Origin of the sequence: Moraxella sp. K02 (assembly GCF_041154755.1) — a bacterium.
Classification (GTDB): domain Bacteria; phylum Pseudomonadota; class Gammaproteobacteria; order Pseudomonadales; family Moraxellaceae; genus Faucicola.
In genome coordinates this window covers 1,332,850-1,352,749 of sequence record NZ_AP031590.1, presented here as the reverse complement: position 1 = coordinate 1,352,749, position 19,900 = coordinate 1,332,850, and the positions used below count along the sequence as shown (strand labels likewise).

Sequence of the window (19,900 nt, the reverse complement as noted above, 5' to 3'; positions counted from 1 at the left end):
TACTTTTGTTAGGGGCTAATAAAAAAATTAAGTGGTGATGACGGCCATATTGCTTACTTAAATTTACAAAATTTACAAGCGTGTAGCATTCAACTTTTATTACAATTACGCACCATATCTATTAGAACTGTTAGATTTTGCCTTTTATCTTACGAGATTGTCACATGTTAGCAAAGCTCATAAAATTATCTCCTCTCATCTTTGCACTTTCATTTGCTGGATGCAGCTCTAAAACAGCAATTATTAGCGGTATGAATGTGGGTAAATTGCCTGAATCGACAGTACCCGACCAACCCGTGTCATTTGTAGCAGATAATGGCATTCGTTTTAATGTGACCGAATTAACCGCAAATAACATTCCTATGCCTAACCTGTTAGGCTCGAGAACGATCTCATTTCCGCCTGTTTCGAAGTCCGCTGCAACCTATAGTACAATTGCAAAAGGCGATGTGATTGAAATATTCTTACCAGGATATCCTGAAATCACGCAAGGTGTTCAATCGGCAGGAAATAGTATTTATGCAAGTGGCTACCTAGTCGACCAAAGCGGTTTTTTGCAGTTTCCCATGATAGGGCGAGTGAAAGCTGAAGGTTTAACAGTTTCACAACTCACCAGCCACCTAGCAAACCGTTTATCTCGTTATCTTAAACACCCAGATCCGCAAGTACGGGTTATTTCCTATCGTGGGCATAAGTTCTATGTTGATGGTCAGGTAAAATCGCCTGGACAGTATGATATCGCGGATCAGCCCGTCAATCTGTATACAGCAATCAGTATGGCAGGCGGTACTATTAATACCTCAGATACCAATAACATTCAGCTGATACGCGACGGTAGAAGCTATAACTTTGGTTTTAAATCACTACAAAATGCCGGATATTCCCCAAACTCGCTATATTTGAGAAATGGTGATACTATCAAAGTCGGTGATATTACCAATCATAAAGTCACGGTAATGGGTGAGTTTACCAAACCCAGTACCATCCAAATTCCTGAGAATGGATTAAGTTTGATTAGTGCGATTGGGGAAGCCAATGGTATGGTGCCTACCTCTGCAAATGCCAAAAAGGTATACGTACTAAGAGAAAATAGTTACCAAAACGAGTCAAATATTTATCATATTGATTTAACTTCCATTACAAATTTTTCGGTTGCAAATCGATTTAAAATGCAGCCGGGTGATGTCGTGTATGTAGACCCAACAGGTCTGACACGTTGGAATCGTGTAATTAGTCAAATCTTACCATTCTCTTCAATTACAAATATTGCTAGAAGCTTTTAACCGCATGGAAATTAACGATGTCATTTAAAAAAGTTTTAGTGGTATGCGTCGGTAATATCTGCCGCAGCCCTATCGGTGAAGCGCTATTACAGAAACAACATCCTAATCTAATCGTAAAATCAGCGGGATTAAGCGCATTAGTGGGGGAAGGGGCTGATGACAAAGCCATTCAAGTGATGGATGAATGGCATATTGATATTCGTAGTCATCGCGCCCAGCAGCTTACCCAAGAATTGATGCAAGCATTTGATTTGGTGCTTTGTATGTCCAAAGATCAAGAGAATTGGATCAAACAAAATTATTCAAGCCAACGTGGCAAAGTATATCGGATTGGCCATTGGATAAATGAAAATGTAGCCGATCCTTATAAACTTACCATCGACAAATTTTATGAAAGTCGAGCAGTGCTCAGTAAAGCCGTAGAAAGCTGGAAGGATAAATTAGCGTAAATTCTGACGCTAGCCAGTTTTTCGAAATTATAAGAAAGATTTATTTATTCTGTAACAATTAAAATGTATTTTATCGTAGTTTAGCATCAAGTGAGTAAGCATGGATCAGAAAGTAAATGATGATGAAATTGATTTAAGAGCGTTGATCGCAACTTTGTTAAATCATTGGAAATTAATTTTATCAATGCTGTTACTTGGTTTATTAGGCGGTCTCTATTATGCCCAATCGGCAACGCCAATTTATAAAACCAACTCATTGATTCAAGTTGACAAAAAATCCTCAGGCGTTTCTGCGTTAGGTGAGGATGTTGCCGGTCTTCTAAACACTCAAGATGGTTCTGCTCAAACAGAAGTAGAAATCATCAACTCTCGTATGATTCTGTGGCCTGTCATTAACCAATTGCATTTGGATTTAACGGTCAATCAACTTAAAGACAGTTTTTTAGACAAATTACTTACCAAGAAAAGTGTTCTAGTTAGTCATACAGACAATGGGGTGGGTAATTTAAAAGTTGGATTATGGATAGCTGAATTTAATGTCCCTTTGGCCTACCAGAATAAAAATTTCACTTTAACTGCCATAGACAGCCAAAATTTTAAGCTGATTTCGCCTGATGGCGCTGAGTTTACCGGTAAAGTTGCAACGGCATCGCGTTTTAAAATGAGTGCGGGTAATATAGATATTCAAGTCACTTCATTAGCACCTGGTTATTCTTATAACTTGAGTAAACTTACACCGGCTAAGGCGATAGATAACCTTAGAGCAAATCTTGCGGTGGCTGAAAAAGGTAAACAAACAGGCATTTTAGACGCTTCACTTACAGGCGCTAATCAAGATGAAATCACCCATACATTAACGCGCATCGTTAAAATGTATGAAACGCAAAATCTTGATAAAAGTAGCGCGGAAACGACTAAAACCCTGGCATTTATGCAAGAGCAACTGCCTAAACTCAAATCAAAACTTGCCGAAGCAGAAGCAAAATTTAATAATTTCCGTGAGCAAAATGCGACAGTTGATATTGATAAAGAAGCGGAATTGGCGGTCACACAAAGAGCGACAATTGAAACCAACCTGCGTGAACTTGAGCTAAAACGAGCAGAATTATCCGAGCGCTATACGGATGAATATCCGGTATTAAAGCAATTAAATATGCAAATACAAGAGCTAAAAGACAAAGAAGACGCGCTTAAACAAAATATCACGCGTATTCCAGAGGTGCAACGTCAGTTTTTAGAGTTATCGAGTGATGTTAAGATTAGCAATGAAATTTATTTAAATATGCTCAAAAACTACGAGCAATTACAAATTGTCAAATCTGGACAATTGGGTAATGTACGCATCATAGATTTACCTATTAACACCTATGAACCTATTGCACCAAAAAAAGCGCAAATTGTTCTAATCGCGACCCTTTTAGGGTTAATGCTAGGCATCGGACTGGCCTTCTTAAAGTCATTGCTATTTGCGGGCGTGAAAAATTTAGAAGAATTAGAGAACAACACAGATGTTCCGGTTATTGGTGTCATTCCTCATTCGCCTCGATTAACGCGGTTGTTAAAAAGTAAATCAACTAAAATTCCTTTGGTTGAAAAAATTGAACCTGAAGGTATTGTTAGTGAAGGCTTTAAGTCCATTCGCACTCATTTATTGTTTAATGCAACAAAAACCGATGGCAATACATTGTTGATAACGGGTGCAGGACCTGGTGTCGGTAAGTCATTTATTGCTGCCAATCTTGCCGTGGCAATGGCGATGACAGGCAAACGGGTACTGTTAATTGACGCGGATGCTAGGTTAGGTCATCTGCAAGATCGATTTAATTTGCCAAATATCAATGGATTGGTCGATTATTTGGTTGATGATACGATTGATGCAGCTAATAGCAGCTATATGATTCAAACCACACTATACGAAAATCTGCAGTTTATACCCAGAGGAAAAGGGCATAGCCACGCTTCAGAATTATTCTTGAAAGAAAAAATGAAAGCGCTTTTGGATTTTTATCGTCAGTTTTATGATTATATCATTATCGACACTTCACCTGTAATGGGCACTTCAGATGCGCTATCGATAGGGCAATTGGTGGATGCAGTCTTATTTGTCGTACGATATGACGTTTCAAACGTAAAACAGGTGAATTATGCAGTCGAAAAACTACAACGTGCGAATGTAAAAGTAGAAGGGATTATTTTCAATGATGCTAAGCAGTCTTTAATTGGCGCCTATAATTATCATTACGGTTATGAATATAAATCAAAAAATTAATGACATAAAAATTAAGCATAGCCATATTTTCTACTAGGTTTTATATGAGCAATACAACTAACGCTACTAAAGCGCCTTTAGCTTTTACCGTATTATCTAATGCGATTGAGCAGCCTCGCTGGCTAAAAGTAGTGAGTCTGCTACTGATAGATTATATTGCATCTATCATTACGTTGGTTTTAGCGATTGCCCTACGCTATGCAAAATTTGACTTTCATACCAATCTTTTGTCAATTATGCTGCTTGCCGCTTTACCTGTTATTTTTTTAGCGGCTACCAAGTTTTACTCGCATGTCATTCGAGTTTTTCAAGATGAGCGTATGCGTTGGGCGCTGGTAGTTTTGCTGGGTTATTTGTTAATTAGTCAAATACTGATTTTTTTAGGAGTAACCCCTGAGATTCCGAGAGCGGCTACCGCTATCCATGTTTTTTTGTTTTACTTATGGATATGGAATAGCCGAATTGTTTTGCAATTTATTATTTCAAGAACATTGCATCCTGAATTTTATACACAAAAAAAAGAAAATGTATTGATTTACGGGGTGGGTCATATCACGAAAGATTTGATGCATGTACTTCATCAAACTCACCAATTTAAAATAGTTGGGATTATCGATGTCAATGATAACTTTATTGGGGCTAGGGTATTAGGGGTTAAGGTCTATCCTAAAGATAACCTTGAGTCTTTAATTACAGACTTAGAAGTTAATCATGTGTTTTTTGTATTACCCAGCCATCAGCGCCATATCCAAGAGCGTATTGTCAAGCAATTAGAAAACGTACCAGTTAAAATTAGTGAAATTCCAAGTTTGGAAGAAATCACCAGTGGTCGAATTAAATTATCAGATATTAAACCTGTCGATGTGCTAGATGTGCTACAACGAAATACGGTTAAACCAGATACATCGCTTCTTACCAAAAATATCAAAGATAAAGTTGTGATGGTGACAGGGGCGGGCGGTTCAATCGGTAGTGAGTTATGTCGCCAAATATTAAAGCAGCAACCAAAAGCCTTGGTATTATTTGAACTGTCGGAGTATGCACTTTATGCCATACATAGTGAATTGCAAAAACTTGCCAAAAATATTCAGCAAGACCGACAACTACCAACTGTGACGCCGCTGTATGTGCACCTAGGCAGTGTTACCAATCAAAAACTTATTGAACTGCTATGCAACCAATACGACGTTCAAACCATCTACCATGCAGCCGCTTATAAACATGTCCCTATCGTCGAAAGTAACGAATACGAGGGTGTAATCAATAATTTTGTTGGTACGTTTAATACGCTACAAGGCGCAGTTAGCGCAGGTGTTGAGACTTTTGTGGCCATCTCCACTGACAAAGCCGTCCGACCAACCAATGTCATGGGTGCGACCAAACGCATGGCAGAGTTAGCTTGTCAAGCGATGGCTGCAGACCAATCAAAAACCACTATCAGTATGGTGAGATTTGGTAATGTATTAGGGTCATCGGGTTCTGTCGTACCGCTGTTTAATAAACAAATTGCAGCTGGCGGGCCTATCACCCTGACACATCCAGAGGTGACAAGGTATTTTATGACGATTCCTGAAGCAGCTCAGCTGGTTATCCAAGCAGGGGCGATGGCACATGGCGGCGAGGTGTTTGTGCTGGATATGGGTGAGCCAGTCAAGATTATGGACTTGGCCAAACGTATGATTACGTTGAGTGGACTTAAAGTTAAAGACCAACATAATCCGAATGGTGATATTGAAATTATGATTGCGGGTTTACGTCCTGGTGAAAAACTGTATGAAGAGCTGATTATTGATGGGGATAATATCGAATCCACCCAGCATCCATTAATCATGCAAGCTCGAGAACGTAGTTTTGCTAAGATTGAACTCGATGATTTCATAGACCATATTATCGAACAATATAATAATGAAAAAGATTTATATTGGCTAAGGCAAAAATTTGAATATTTTGTTGAAGGATATAGGAATAGAAGTAATCCTTAGCTAATAGGCATCTATAATATAAAAAATTAGTAATAATTTTAGCTTATTTAATTTAATGAAATCTCTATTCACATCTAAAATTTTATATATTTAATATGGCTTAACTGCAATGAATAAGACTCAACTATTAAAAAATTTAGGTATTTATGACTTTGCATTATATTTTCTTTTTTTAAAAGAAAGGATGACATTTAATTTCAATGAATCTTCTAAATTAACTTATAAAGAGCACTTAGAAAAAGATATTGTTATTAGAAATCATAATAAAAAAAATGCTGATATACCAAAAATAATTTGGATGTTTTGGGATAGTGAAAGTATTCCTGCAGAGGTTAATTTATTTAAAGAACGTATAAGAATTGATAATCCTGAATATCAATTAAATTTAATAACTTTTGAAAATTTAAATTCGTATGCGGATGAGTTAGTATTTGACGAAAACGTCGAAATACCTATAGCAAATAAAAGCGATTTAATTAGATTAGCCCTACTTTATAAATATGGGGGTATTTGGCTAGATATCACCACCATATTGTTAAGACCGCTTTCTTGGTTTTTACAAATTGATAATATTAATAATTTTGATTTGATTGCTTTTTATCGTGAAAAATCGACGACTGATTTTTCTCGACCAATCATAGAAAATTGGTTTTTAGCTGCCCCGCCCAATAATGAATTTATAATGGAATGGTATAATGCTTTAAAACCTTTAGTTTATATGGGTATTAAAGAATACTACGCTAATCTGCAAACCCATCCTCAGTATGACCAAATTGTGCAAAACATTGATAGACCCTCTTATTTACTAGCCTATCAAGCTGCCCAATTAGTATTATTAAATTACCCTAATCAATACAATTTTTATTTAAGAAAATGCGAAAACAATGCTTTTTTGATTCATGAAAGTGTGAAATGGAGCGCTATTAAGATAAATAGCTATTTAGCATTTAAAAACATAGATAAAACCAATGGATTACCAATCGTAAAAATCACTTCCCTTGAACGTATATTTTTAAATGTTTTGTTACAAAATGACTTAGTAAGTAATAATAGTATTTACGGCTCATTATTAGAGAATAAAAAACACTAATGAAAAATAGCCTAAAAAAAATATTAAATGAACGATTAAAAAATTCTTTATGGATGGTAAGTGAAAAAGGTTTAAGTATCTTTGGCTTAATATTTGTCACTTCATTAGTAGCTAAATATATAGGTCCCTCGGTATATGGAGAGTTAGCATTAGCAGGTACTATTTTTGCTATTGTGAGAGCGGTAGCAATATTAGGGATAGATCAAATTTATTTTAAGCAGGCAAGCAAAAAATCTTATCAAAATAGCCAATTAATTGTAAATGCAATTTATATTATAAGCAGTATCTATATACCTTTTTCTGTCTTAACATTGGGCTGGTTTTATTTTTATGGTAGTGGTCAGCATATAGTGTTTTTCGTTGCAACCTGTTTAGCAGTGTATATTGGTGTAATTGATATTAGAGCTATTCATTTGGATGCTATTTTGCTTTCTAAGTATAATGTAATTGCAAATTCAGTTGGTATCCTAATTAGCTTGATTTCACGATATCTGATAGTAAAATTTAACTTGCCTATTGAATTATTATCAATTCCAATTATTCTTACTGCTTTTGTACCGTTTGTATTACGACAGTTAATCTTTAGCTCTAAAGTTAAATTGCAAAATCCTAAATTAAAGCTTATTCATTTTATTAGTTATTACAGATATTTTTTAAAAGTTGGAATTCCGTTAGTTGTATCGAGTTTATCAGTCACAATTTACACGCAATGTGCTAACTTGATTTTAGCTTCTCTCGAAAGTACTAAAGAAGTTGGTTACTATTCAATCGCCTCAACGCTAGCAGGTTGTTGGTATTTTGTACCTGTTACTCTTATGATGTCTTATCTATCAGGCATTTACAATGAAAGGGATGAGGAGAAATCACTAAAAAAATCAGTAAGATTGTTTAGGATTATTAGTATTTTTTGTATTTTTATTATTACAATGTTAGCTTTATTCGGTAAATTCATTATTACTAAATTATACGGTGATGCGTTTATCCCTTCAATTAAGATATTTTACTATCTACTCATAGCAAATTACTTTTCAGTCATGGGCTTTTTCTTCTTTAGATTGACATTAAAATATGGAGGTTATAAATTTTTGGCAAATAAAATGGTGTTAACCTGTATTATCAATGTACCTCTTACATATATATTAGTAAGATTATATGGTGTTATTGGCGGTGCTTATGCAATTGTTATTACTGAGTTCATTTCAAGTTTTATAATTAATTTGCTTTATAAACCTTTAAGAGCAAAAGAGATTCTTTTAAGAACAATTGGAATCAATATAATCAAATAATTCGATTTACTATATGAGGTATAAAGATGTCATGGATTAAATTAAGCTTGATAATACCAATGTATAATGTTGAGAGTTATATATCTGAGTGCATTAATAGTATACAAAATCAAATTACTGATGAAGTTGAAGTTATAATCATTGATGATGGTTCAACAGATAACTCAAAAAAAATACTGGATGAATTAATTTTTAATTTACCAAAAAATAAAGCTAAACAATTTAAAGTTTTTAGCCAAAAAAATCAAGGTCAAAGCGCTGCAAGAAATAAAGCACTGAATATTGCATGTGGAGAATATGTGGGGTTTATTGACTCAGATGATATTTTGGATGGAAATTATATAAAAGAATTATTTAGGATAATAAATGGTTATGAGCCAGACATTATATCTATCAGAGCGGCAGGATTTAAAAAATTAATCAATGACCAAAGTGCAATCTCTGAAATGAAACTACTAGATAAAGTTGGATTATATGACTTAACTGATGAACTGAAAATTGAAATTTTTAATAGACATCATTGGTATATATGGTCATATATTGTAAAGAGATCCATTATTAGAAATAATAGGTTTATTTCAGGAATTTATTTTGAGGATGCAGTGTTTTTATCTTCATTGGTACTTAGATTAGATAACATTTATTTTTCTGATAAAAAAATTTATAACTATAGATATAATATGAATGGCAGCCTCCTTTCAGCTTCTTCGAAGAATGTTCAGAAAAATATTGATAGCTATAAATTTATAATAAATTATTTTTATAATGAAATAAGAAACAATAATTTTTATTCTATATCTTATGTAATTTCATTACAAACTTATTTAGCATACTTAAAAGATAAAAAAGGTATTTTTGCAATGATAAAAGCATATTATGAGTTTTTTGATTATCATAAATATGTGAACAAAAAATTACTGTTAAATAGAGGCAATTTATTATTTTATAAATTTGGTGTTTCTTTTCTTATTTTTCTAAGTATTTTTAGGAAGTAATTATATGGTTAATTTAAGTTTAATTGTTCCTGTTTATAATGTGGAAAATTATATTATTGAATGTTTAAATTCAATTGTAAAGATTATTCCTAGTGATGGTTCTACTGAGGTAATTATTATTAATGATGGTAGTCCAGATAATTCTATTAATTTGATAGAAAATTATATCTTAAATTTAAATGATAATATAAAAAATAATTTTCATATTTTTAGTCAAGAGAATAGAGGTCTTAGTGGCGCTCGTAATACAGGAATAGACAATGCTAAAGGTCAATATTTAGCGTTTCTTGACTCTGATGATGTACTTCAAGGTGATTTTTTTAATGATATTTTGGCTATAATAAAGAAACATAATCCGGATATTGTTGAGTTTAGAGCTATTCGCTTTGATGATAATGGCAATACATCAAATCCTTTCCCAAAATTATTTGATGATGGCTTTTATGATTTAGATCAAAAGATATGGAAAAAACTGTGTAATATATCTGCATGGTACTCATGGTTAAGAGTTTATAATAAAAATTTATTTGATGATATCAAATTTCCTGAAGGAAAGAATTATGAAGATGCTTATACTACACCTTATGTTTATTTAAAGGCAAAAAATATTTATTTTTGTAATAATGAATATATAGGTTATAGAATTAATCCGAATGGAATTACTGCAACTAAATCTATAAAAAATATAAATGATATAGGGGGAGCAGCTGAGAAGCTGATAGGCTTTTTTAACAGTAGGCCTGAATTGAGCTCAAGTTTTATATCTTTAGCGCAATACTATATAGCTACTAGCTATGAAACGGAGGGGTTTTTTGTGGCAAATAAGAGATGGAAATTGTTAAAAGAGCAATTATATACATCATCATTTGATAAAAAATATATAGTAAATCGCGGGAATAAATTTTTTTTTCTATTTGAAATATATTTTATTAGTGCAATTTATTATTTAAAAAAATTTGCAAGAAAATTTGGTATTAAAAAATGAAAAAAAATTGTTTCCTTAGTGGTAATTTAAACAACTCAGGTGGCAACGAAAGATTAACAACGCTGATTGCCAATGCATTAGCCCAAAAAGACTTAGAAGTATCTATTTTAAATATTGCTGATGGAAAATCACCTTTTTTTGAACTAATGCCGAGTATTAAAACATATTCACTTTATCCCAAAAAAATTTCATTCAAAAAAAACTTTTTTGGCGCTATATGGCGTATTCGAAAGTTTGTTACACAGCATCAGATAGATACTTTGGTAGTCGTAGATAGTATTTCCTGTATTTTTACAGTACCAGCCTTATTTGGTCTGAATATAACACATATCTGTTGGGAGCATTTTAATTTTAATGTCAATCTCGGAGTAAAGCATCGTGCTATCGGACGCAAATGGGCAGCTAAATATTGTGATTATGTGGTAACTTTAACCAAAAGAGATAAAGAATTATGGGAGCAGGGTATTAAGAATATTAAAGCGAAGATTATACCCATCGCAAATCCAAGCCCATTTGAGGTACAGGAAAATATGCCATCTTTGGACTACAAAACGATTTTGTGTGTAGGCCGACTAACTTATCAAAAAGGATTTGATCTACTTATTACTGCTTGGAATAAAGTTGCTGAACAAAGGCCCGATTGGAAAATTATCATTGTAGGTTCAGGTGAAGATGAGTTAATGCTAAAACAAATGGCAAAAGACTTTGAGGTGGATGATTATATCATATTTGCAGGACAGCAAAAAAATATGGATACATTTTATCGGCAAGCTTCATTTTTCTGTATGAGTTCGCGGTTTGAAGAGCTGCCTATGGTTTTGCTAGAAGCGCAAAGTTATGGTTTACCAATTGTTGCATTTGATTGTAACACTGGTCCTGCAGAAATTATTGCCCATAACATAAGTGGACTTTTAGTAGAGCCAGGAAATATAAATGGACTGGCTAATTCATTATTAGGGTTAATAAACTTATCTAATATTCAGTATGAACAAATGTCATCGAATGCTGTTAAAAATAGTGTCAGATATTCTGTCAACCCTATAGTGAAACAATGGTTAAATATTATTAAATAGAGTAATTTATGAAAATACTATATGTAATTACCGGACTAGGTCAAGGTGGCGCAGAACGTGTAGTTTGTGATTTAGCAGATAAAATGTATGAAAAAGGGAATGATGTTAAAATTGCTTATCTAACTGGAGATATTTTAACAAAGCCTTGTTACCAAGAAATTGAATTAATTAAAATTAATTTAAATAGTTTGCGGTTATTTCCTCTTGCTTATATTAAACTTTCTAAAATAATTAAAAATTTTGAACCAGATGTTGTTCATTCACATATGGTACATGCTAATATCTTTACGCGCCTTGTTCGAATCACTACCTCTATAAAGAAACTTATTTGTACTGCGCATAGTAGTGATGAAGGTGGGGGATCGAGAATGCTTGCGTACAGATTTACACATAATCTAGCTGATTTAACTACTAATGTTAGTAACGAAGCAGTACAAGCATTTATCGAAAAAAAAGCAGTACCAGACTCAGATATCATTACAGTATATAATGGAATAGATCTGAGTAGGTTTTTTTATAACTCAGAAGCCAAAAATAAAATTCTGAATGAACTTAATATAAATGAAAACTCTTATTTGATTCTAGCAGTGGGACGTTTTAGTGAGGCGAAGGATTACCCAAATTTATTGCACGCTGTTAAAACTTTAAAAAATAAGAGTACTGAAGATATCAAATTAATTATTGCAGGAGATGGGGAATTACGTTCAGAAATTGAAAAAATTATTGATGAATTGGGTTTAAAGCAAGACATTCATTTATTAGGAAGACGTAATGATATCCCAGATTTAATGAGTGCTGCAGATTTATTTGTATTATCATCTAAGTATGAAGGTCTACCTACAGTTTTAATAGAAGCCATGGCTTGTCAGGTTCAAATAGTAGCAACAGATGTAAGTGGTGTTAAAGAAATTGTAGATATTTATGGTCAGATCGTTCCTACTAATGATAGTGAAAGTTTATCAAATGCTATTATTAAAGCAATAAGCCGACCTATTAAAAATACTAATGGTGCTAAGTATGTAAAGAGTAAATTCGACTTAGAGATTATCTCTGAGCAGTGGTTAGATAAATATCGGAATAATTAATTCATGATTCTTTTGAGTAAGATTTCAAATAAAGCTATTTTTATTTGCATATTTATATTAATTTGCATAAAACTCATTACTTATTTTCTAATAAAAAATGATTATATCTCTTTTGGGTTGGGTGGCGGTAACGATTCAGAGTATTATCATGCCTATGCTTTAGGTTATACTGATTTGGTAGTAAATTTTTGGCCTGTCATTCTAAGGTTTTTTAATGATCTTGGTCTCTATTCTCGTGATGGAATTTCCTATTTATTTTTATTTATAAATTTATTTATAATTCCTTTTTTAGTGGCTAAATTGTCTGGTCTTAATTTCCAAAAAAGTCAAAAATATTATCTTTATAGTGTTCTGCTGTGTCTGATCTATCCTACACTTTTTTTCTATACACTCGATATTTACCGTGATGAATTTATGGTGCTCTGCTTTCTAGTAGGGTGTTTAATTGTGAAAAAATGTTTAAGTCGTTCAAATTTTATTTCCTTTTCTTATTTTTATCTACTTGCAATTTTAATAGGGTTTTTTTTGGTGGCTTTGCGTCCTTATTTAGGTTTCGCATTTCTATTAGCATTAGGTTTATGGAAAATAAGGCTGCCAAAAAAACGTATCCTCTTATTTGCTATTTTATATTTTTCTGCATTATTTGTAATAAATTATATCGGTTTATTTAAAAGTATTACTGATTATCGTCAAATATTTGACGAAGATACAGGTGGTAGCAATTTAGGTTTAAATTTTTCTAATCCCTTGTTATTTATTCCTAACTTTATTTTGAGTGCTTTGGGTCAACTTTTTGGATTATACTTAGTCAATCCATTTGCGGTTCTATTGTTTATAATTGAAACAATACCTGTTTTATTTATGTTGTCTTTTATCTTAAAAAATATAAAATATGCAGATAGCTTTATTCGTTTTTTAATCGTATTTTTTGTTTTATATGCAAGTATATGGTTAATTGGAAATGATAACTTAGGTACGGCTGTGCGGTTGAGACTGTATAACTATCTTGCTGTTTATATATGTTTTTTTTACATATTAAAACTTAAATCAAGTTATGAAATTCAAAAGGTAATTAAGAAATGAATATAGTAATTATAGGGATAATTTCATCGAGCTTTTAAGGTTTCCGTGTAGGTTCAATTCGCACTCTTCTAAAAAAAGGTCATCAAGTCTATACGTTTACTTCTGAATATACGGCAGAAGACCTAAAAAAAATAGAAAAGTTATATGCTACACCAGATACATATAGATTAGGTCGTGGTTGAATAAATCCACTTGCAAATATAATTGCAACATATCAACTCTCAAAAAAATTAAAGCAATCAATCTTGATGTAATATTTTCTTTTTTTCTAAAATCTGTCATCTATGGCGCACTCGCTGCCAAAATGACTAAAGTACCCAGAAAAATTGCTATGATAGAAGGCTTGGGTTATGCATTTACTGTACAGCCAAAAGATTATTCTAAAAAAGCAATGCAACAATCCCTTAATTTTAATGATGAACAAATCTCATCAATCAATATACGATTTAGCAAAGCATTGAAGAAATCTTTTTATTAGAGAAATGGTGAGAAACTTATGAAGCAAAATAATAGAATACTCCTGATTGGTACAACAGCCGAATGCGTATATAATTTTAGAAAAGATTTAATTCTCACATTGGTAGCTAAAGGCTATGAAGTCTATGCTTTCACGACTGATTATATTCCTAGCGAACTCGAGAAAATTTCGGCATTAGGTGCCACTCCAGTCCCTTATGTTTTTAGTAGGGGAGGATTAAATCCACTTAATGAATTTAAAAATACTATTATTCTCTACCAAAAAATCAAAAAAATAAATCCTTACCTAGTCTTAAGTTATTTTGCCAAACCCGCTATTTTTGGTACTCTTGCTGCAAAAATGGCAAAAGTCCCTAGAATTTTTGCCATGTTAGAAGGATTAGGCTATACATTTACCGAGCAGCCAGAAGGTCTAAGTACTAAAACCAAAATTATTAGAAAATCTCAAATTGCCTTGTTTAAACTAGCCTTACCCTTAGCAGATGGCGTTATATTTTTAAATCCTGACGATCCAAAAGATTTATTGTACCAGAATAATATACAGGTAAAAGATGTACATATATTAGGTGGAATAGGAATAAATTTAAACTCTTATTCCTATTCCTCAAAAAGTTTAGAAGAGAATATTACTTTTATATTTGTAGGAAGATTGCTTAAAGAGAAAGGAATCAAAGAATTTATTAATGCCGCAAAAATTGTAAAATATCAATATCCTAATACAAGGGTTGTAGTTCTTGGTGCGATTGATGACAGTAACCTAGGTTCTTTAACAGCAGCGGACGTTAAAGGGTTAGTAGAAAGTAACTTAATAATTTATCCTGGTAGAGTAGATAACGTTGTTGAATGGCTAGAAAACAGTGATGTATTTGTGTTACCTTCGTATTATAGAGAGGGTATACCCAAAAGTACTCAAGAGGCAATGGCAATTGGGCGTGCTGTAATAACGACTGATGTACCAGGATGTCGGGAAACTGTAATTGATGGCGTGAACGGTTTTATTGTTCCCAAATGGAATCCTCAAGCTTTGGCCGAAAAAATGATCTATTTTATTGAAAATCCTGAAAAGATCAGTGAAATGGGTTATGAAAGTTATAAAATAGCTCAAGATAAATTTGATTCGTATAAGGTGAATGATCGGCTGTTAAAGATATTGGGTTTATAATGTAAGAATATAATGAGAGCAATATTATGAAAATTATAATTACAGGTGCGACAGGTTTTGTTGGTAAAAACTTAACTCAGTATCTCACAACTAAATCAGATACAGTCATACCTTTATCAATTAGAAATGGCGATTATCAATTAGATAATACCGCAGATGCGATTATTCATCTTGTAGGTAAGGCTCACGATACCAAGAATACCTCAGATGATAATGAGTATTATCGTGTAAATACCGATTTGACGATTGCTTTATTTGATAAATTTTTACAGTCAGATATCAAAGATTTTATCTTTTTTAGTAGCGTTAAAGCGGCTGCTGACAGCGTTGAAGGTACATTAACCGAAGATAGCAAAGCAAATCCCCAAACTGCTTATGGTAAATCTAAGCTTAAAGCAGAAACCTATTTGCTTTCAAAGCAATTACCGTCTAATAAACGCTTGATAATTATCCGTCCCTGTATGATTCATGGTGAAGGAAATAAAGGAAACCTTAATCTACTATATCAAGTTGTAAAATATAGTGTGCCTTGGATATTAGCCGCCTATGAAAATCGCCGTTCTTTCATTAGTATAGACAACTTAAATTATGTAATTTATGAAATATTAAATCATCCAGAAATCCCTTCAGGAATTTATAACATAGCAGATGATAAACCCATGTCTACCAACGCATTAATCACCCTTATCGCCAAATCTATTAACAAAAAACCTAGATTGTTAAAGATTCCAAAATTTGCCATCAACCAAATGGCAAAGATTGGTGACAAAGCTCACCTACCTTTAAATACTGAGCGGCTGCAAAAACTTACAGAAAGTTATGTGGTATCTAATCAAAAAATTAAGCAATCGCTTGGTATTGACACATTGCCATTTACCGTCGAACAAGGGCTAACCAAGACGATTAAAAGTTTTGATAAATAGGGCTATACTATGATTCGAGTTTTGGATTTTTTATTTGCATTAATTGGACTCATTGTCACTTTACCGTTATTAATTATCGTATTGGTGATTGGCTATTTTGACACGGGTTCTCCCTTGTTTATTCAAGAAAGAGTGGGTAAAAATAAGAAAGCGTTCAAGCTTATCAAGTTTCGTACCATGAAAATAGCAACTAAGTCAGTTGCTAGCCATCTAGTAGACAGTTCGGCCATTACACCTTTAGGGAAATTTTTACGTAAAACAAAATTAGATGAGTTGCCACAGCTGATTAACGTACTTAAAGGAGAAATGAGTTTTGTGGGACCAAGACCTAATCTATTTAATCAACAAGAGTTGATTGAAGAGCGAGATAAGCTCGGTGTTTATGATGTTTTACCTGGCATTACAGGGTTAGCACAAATCAATAATATTGATATGTCAACGCCTAAATTACTAGCCGAAACAGATAAAGAAATGATCAAGACTTTATCACTAAAAAAATATTTTGGCTATATTATGAAAACAGCTTTGGGTAAAGGAAGTGGTGATGCAGTTAAACAATACAAAATTTCTTAAGCTGCCTTTAGCAATTAGTATGGCGTTATTGTGTAGCTTTTCAGCACAAGCTGGGCAATTAGTTCAAATTGATAGTGATCTACGTCAAACACTAGAAGTTTTAAAACTCAATGATGTGCTAAATGTTGATATATCAACCTGGCCGATTAGCTCAGAAGCCATAGAGACCGCCTTGAGTCAAGCGCAGCCCAAATCAGATAATGACAAACTATTATTGAATCAAGTTAAGCAAAAGCTTGAAGCCAACGATGTATCCAAGCTACAAATAGTGAGCAACGTGAATGGTGACGAGCGTGCTGTGTTTAGCGGTTTTAATACCGAAGGCAATACGGTGACGCCTTTAGGTGTTAGTGTGTCACATAGCCATGCAGGTGAGAACATTGATTATAAAATTCAAGGTACCTTAAATGTCGATGATGATGAGCCTAGCAAGTCATCGAATCTTGATGGCAGCTATATCGGCACGAAATTAGGTAAGCATCGCCTTGCCTTTGGTAGTATTCCCGTATGGTGGGGCAACGGCGTTGATGGCAGTTTAATTCGCAGTAATGCGGCTAGACCTGTCACGGGCTTTTTAATGCAGCGTGCTAATAATACCCCCATTAATTTTCCTGTATTATCAAAACTGGGTAATTTTAATTACCAAATTACTGCCGGTCAATTACAAGACTATAAGGCAGAGCCTCACGCTAAATTGATTGGCATGCGGGCGAGTTTTCAACCGCATGAAGCCTTTCAAATAGGCGCATCGCGTACATTAATGTGGGGTGGCGATAATAAGTCCGAAAGCCTAAAGTCTTTAGGTAAGGCTTTAATCGGCAAATATGATAATGGCGGCGAAACGGAAGATCCTTCAAATCAAATCGCAGGAATTGATGCACAGCTGAATTTAAAACCGTTGGTGAATTTGCCGGTGAGTGTCTACGGTGAATTTATTGGGGAAGATGAAGCAGGGGGTTTGCCAAGTAAACATGCTTATTTGGGTGGGGTAAAAGGTACGATCCCGCTGTTTCAGCAGCCTTGGCTCTGGCATGCAGAATGGGCGAATACTTATTATGATTTGGATAAAACCAATACTATTTACACCCATAGCATTTATAAAGATGGTTATTATCAAAAGGGCTTGCCGCTAGGTCATCCGATTGGTGGGGATGGTGAAATCATTAGTGTGGGACTATCAGGTCATATTGATGCTAATAACCAGCTCGGGTTCAAATACGCTAACGCCAAAGTGAATCAGTCTAATCAAGTGATTAATTCAGCCTTTGCAACCAAGCAAGATTTGGATATTGTCGAAGCGGATTGGAAACATAAATACAATGACAAAACCTCGGTTAAACTGGGTATTTGGGGTAAAAAAGACAGTATCAGCGATGATAAAGATGCGGGTGGTAATTTGGTGTTAGAGTATAGCTACTAATAATTTTAAGTCATAAAAAAGAGCCAAATGGCTCTTTTTTAAGTCAAATTATTGCTCAACTTTTACTGCTCAACAAAGGCGCGTTCAACCACATAATCGCCTGTGCCGCCCATACGTGGTGATGGTTTCAGACCAAAGTCATCGAGTAGTGCCGCCACATCTTTATTCATAGATGGGCTGCCACAAATCATCGCGCGGTCATCGCTTGGATTGATGGGTGGCAATCCAATATCTTGGAATAATTTGCCTGACTTCATTAAATCGGTCATACGCCCTTCATTGCGGAACGGCTCACGCGTGACGGTGGGGTAATAGATAAGTTTATCTTTAACGTATTCACCCAGTAACTCATCTTCAAACAAGGCTTTTTCGAACATATCCCGGTAGCCTAGTTCACTCACATAGCGTACGCCATGCACCACGATAACTTTCTCAAAACGCTCATACACTTCTGGGTCACGGGCAAGTGACAAAAATGGTGCCAAACCTGTACCCGTTGCTAGCATATACAAATGCTTGCCAGGGTTTAGGTCATCAAGCACGAGGGTGCCAGTGGGTTTTTTGCTCACCAATAATTTATCACCCACTTTGATATGCTGTAAAATAGACGTCAAAGGACCATCTTGGACTTTGATAGAATAAAATTCGAGCTCTTCATCATAGTTGGTGCTGGCAATAGAGTAGGCACGCATCAAAGGTTTTCCATTGACTTCCAGACCAATCATGGCAAATTCACCATTCCTAAAACGTAAACCTGCATTACGGGTAGTTTTTAGGGTAAATAATGTGTCATTCCAATGATGCACATAGGTAACGGTTTCTTCATAAAATTTTGACATAGCGCCCAACCTTGTATTGGTCATAGATAAAAATAAAACTGGATAAAGGATAAAAATAGCGGGTTAATATTGACATTCTGGGGCGATATGATAGCAAATTTTTGATGATTTAGTCGAATTTGGGCGTAAAAAAATGGCATAATCATAGTTTAAAATATCATATTTTAACGACCCATTATGTTACCACAACAAATTACCCTGCCGATTATCGGCATTGTGAACTCCCCGCTTAAGCAAAAGTTTGGCGCACCCCGCCAGCCCAATCTTGTCGATATCAACGCTACTATCAGCATGTTGCCGCCCTACAATGTGCTCAGTGCTTTTGAAGGCATTGCCCAATTTAGTCATCTTTGGATCATCTGGCAATTTCATCAAAATCGAATCAATGCAAATCAGTCAAATTTTCAACCAACGGTTCGTCCACCTAGACTTGGCGGTAACCAAAAGATAGGGGTTTTTGCCAGTCGAAGTATGTATCGACCGGCAAATATTGGATTGTCAGTGGTCAAATTTTCGCATATTGAAAACACTGAGGAGGGTTTGAGGCTGCATATCATTGGCGGTGATATGATAGATGGCACGCCAGTCATTGATATCAAACCATATTTGCCTTATAGCGATAGTATTGATGATGCGATTGCTGGGTATGCCAGCCAAAAACCCATCATCAAGTCGGTGCATTGGCATCCCGATTTATTGCCGGATTTATCCAATATTGCAGTAAAAAGCCAGCTGAATCAAACAGATTGGCAAACCATCGAGCAACTCATTGCCCAAGACCCTAGACCTGCATATCGACAACAAGCGCTTAATACCCCATTTGTCATGCGTTATCAAAATGTCGATGTTCATTTTAGCCAAATAGCGGATAGTGTTTTGCAAATTCAAACGATTGAGCTATTAAACTAGACCGTGTAAACTAAGCC

At 34.3% G+C, this 19,900-nt stretch carries 18 protein-coding genes; 17 read left to right on the top strand and 1 reads right to left on the bottom strand.

Translation table 11 applies throughout. The annotated features are described in order from the left end of the window. Positions 1-164 precede the first annotated feature (164 nt). The 16 genes from ACAM39_RS06090 to ACAM39_RS06015 all read left to right on the top strand — a co-directional run bounded on the left by ACAM39_RS06090 (position 165) and on the right by ACAM39_RS06015 (position 18,135). Positions 165-1,283 carry a polysaccharide biosynthesis/export family protein gene (locus ACAM39_RS06090; protein WP_369627006.1) on the top strand — a complete coding sequence of 373 codons (1,119 nt, stop codon included), beginning with the start codon at positions 165-167 and terminating at the stop codon, positions 1,281-1,283. 17 nt (positions 1,284-1,300) lie between these two features. After that, positions 1,301-1,732 (top strand): low molecular weight protein-tyrosine-phosphatase, encoded by a 432-nt coding sequence (locus ACAM39_RS06085; protein WP_369627005.1) that lies wholly within the window; start codon positions 1,301-1,303, stop codon positions 1,730-1,732. A 100-nt stretch (positions 1,733-1,832) separates the two neighbouring features. Then, the gene (locus ACAM39_RS06080; protein ID WP_369627004.1) at positions 1,833-4,001 is read left to right on the top strand and encodes a polysaccharide biosynthesis tyrosine autokinase; all 2,169 of its coding nucleotides are present in this window, start codon (positions 1,833-1,835) and stop codon (positions 3,999-4,001) included. Between the two features lie 44 nt (positions 4,002-4,045). Continuing rightward, positions 4,046-5,983 (top strand): polysaccharide biosynthesis protein, encoded by a 1,938-nt coding sequence (locus ACAM39_RS06075; protein WP_369627003.1) that lies wholly within the window; start codon positions 4,046-4,048, stop codon positions 5,981-5,983. 109 nt (positions 5,984-6,092) lie between these two features. After that, positions 6,093-7,073 carry a glycosyltransferase family 32 protein gene (locus ACAM39_RS06070; RefSeq protein WP_369627002.1) on the top strand — a complete coding sequence of 327 codons (981 nt, stop codon included), beginning with the start codon at positions 6,093-6,095 and terminating at the stop codon, positions 7,071-7,073. Next, positions 7,073-8,359, top strand: a complete 1,287-nt coding sequence (locus ACAM39_RS06065; RefSeq protein ID WP_369627001.1) for an oligosaccharide flippase family protein — start codon at positions 7,073-7,075, stop codon at positions 8,357-8,359. Before ACAM39_RS06070 ends, ACAM39_RS06065 begins: the two co-directional genes overlap by 1 nt. A 26-nt stretch (positions 8,360-8,385) precedes the next feature. Further along, entirely contained in the window at positions 8,386-9,354 is a 969-nt protein-coding gene (locus ACAM39_RS06060; protein ID WP_369627000.1) for a glycosyltransferase family 2 protein, read from the top strand. Positions 9,355-9,358: 4 nt separating this feature from the next. Continuing rightward, entirely contained in the window at positions 9,359-10,339 is a 981-nt protein-coding gene (locus tag ACAM39_RS06055) for a glycosyltransferase family 2 protein (protein WP_369626999.1), read from the top strand. Beyond that, positions 10,336-11,412 (top strand): glycosyltransferase family 4 protein, encoded by a 1,077-nt coding sequence (locus ACAM39_RS06050; RefSeq protein WP_369626998.1) that lies wholly within the window; start codon positions 10,336-10,338, stop codon positions 11,410-11,412. Before ACAM39_RS06055 ends, ACAM39_RS06050 begins: the two co-directional genes overlap by 4 nt. Before the next feature lie 8 nt (positions 11,413-11,420). Continuing rightward, complete coding sequence (locus tag ACAM39_RS06045; RefSeq protein ID WP_369626997.1) at positions 11,421-12,497, top strand: glycosyltransferase; 1,077 nt, start codon at positions 11,421-11,423, stop codon at positions 12,495-12,497. A gap of 3 nt (positions 12,498-12,500) precedes the next feature. Next, positions 12,501-13,580, top strand: coding sequence for a hypothetical protein (locus ACAM39_RS06040; protein WP_369626996.1), 1,080 nt, complete (start codon positions 12,501-12,503; stop codon positions 13,578-13,580). Positions 13,581-13,758: 178 nt separating this feature from the next. After that, entirely contained in the window at positions 13,759-14,058 is a 300-nt protein-coding gene (locus ACAM39_RS06035; protein WP_369626995.1) for a glycosyltransferase, read from the top strand. Between the two features lie 18 nt (positions 14,059-14,076). Continuing rightward, positions 14,077-15,219 carry a glycosyltransferase family 4 protein gene (locus tag ACAM39_RS06030; RefSeq protein ID WP_369626994.1) on the top strand — a complete coding sequence of 381 codons (1,143 nt, stop codon included), beginning with the start codon at positions 14,077-14,079 and terminating at the stop codon, positions 15,217-15,219. A 26-nt stretch (positions 15,220-15,245) separates the two neighbouring features. Beyond that, positions 15,246-16,142 carry an NAD-dependent epimerase/dehydratase family protein gene (locus ACAM39_RS06025; RefSeq protein ID WP_369626993.1) on the top strand — a complete coding sequence of 299 codons (897 nt, stop codon included), beginning with the start codon at positions 15,246-15,248 and terminating at the stop codon, positions 16,140-16,142. Positions 16,143-16,151: 9 nt separating this feature from the next. Then, a complete protein-coding gene (locus ACAM39_RS06020; RefSeq protein ID WP_369626992.1) occupies positions 16,152-16,715 on the top strand; it encodes a sugar transferase in 564 nt (187 codons plus the stop codon). After that, the gene (locus tag ACAM39_RS06015) at positions 16,687-18,135 is read left to right on the top strand and encodes a capsule assembly Wzi family protein (RefSeq protein WP_369626991.1); all 1,449 of its coding nucleotides are present in this window, start codon (positions 16,687-16,689) and stop codon (positions 18,133-18,135) included. Before ACAM39_RS06020 ends, ACAM39_RS06015 begins: the two co-directional genes overlap by 29 nt. A gap of 62 nt (positions 18,136-18,197) precedes the next feature. Here ACAM39_RS06015 and ACAM39_RS06010 read toward each other — a convergent pair whose 3' ends face one another. Next, positions 18,198-18,974 (bottom strand): ferredoxin--NADP reductase, encoded by a 777-nt coding sequence (locus tag ACAM39_RS06010; protein WP_369626990.1) that lies wholly within the window; start codon positions 18,972-18,974, stop codon positions 18,198-18,200. 177 nt (positions 18,975-19,151) lie between these two features. Here ACAM39_RS06010 and tsaA point away from each other — a divergent pair, with 177 nt between their 5' ends. Then, complete coding sequence (gene tsaA / locus ACAM39_RS06005) at positions 19,152-19,883, top strand: tRNA (N6-threonylcarbamoyladenosine(37)-N6)-methyltransferase TrmO (protein ID WP_369626989.1); 732 nt, start codon at positions 19,152-19,154, stop codon at positions 19,881-19,883. The last annotated feature ends 17 nt before the right edge of the window (positions 19,884-19,900 follow it).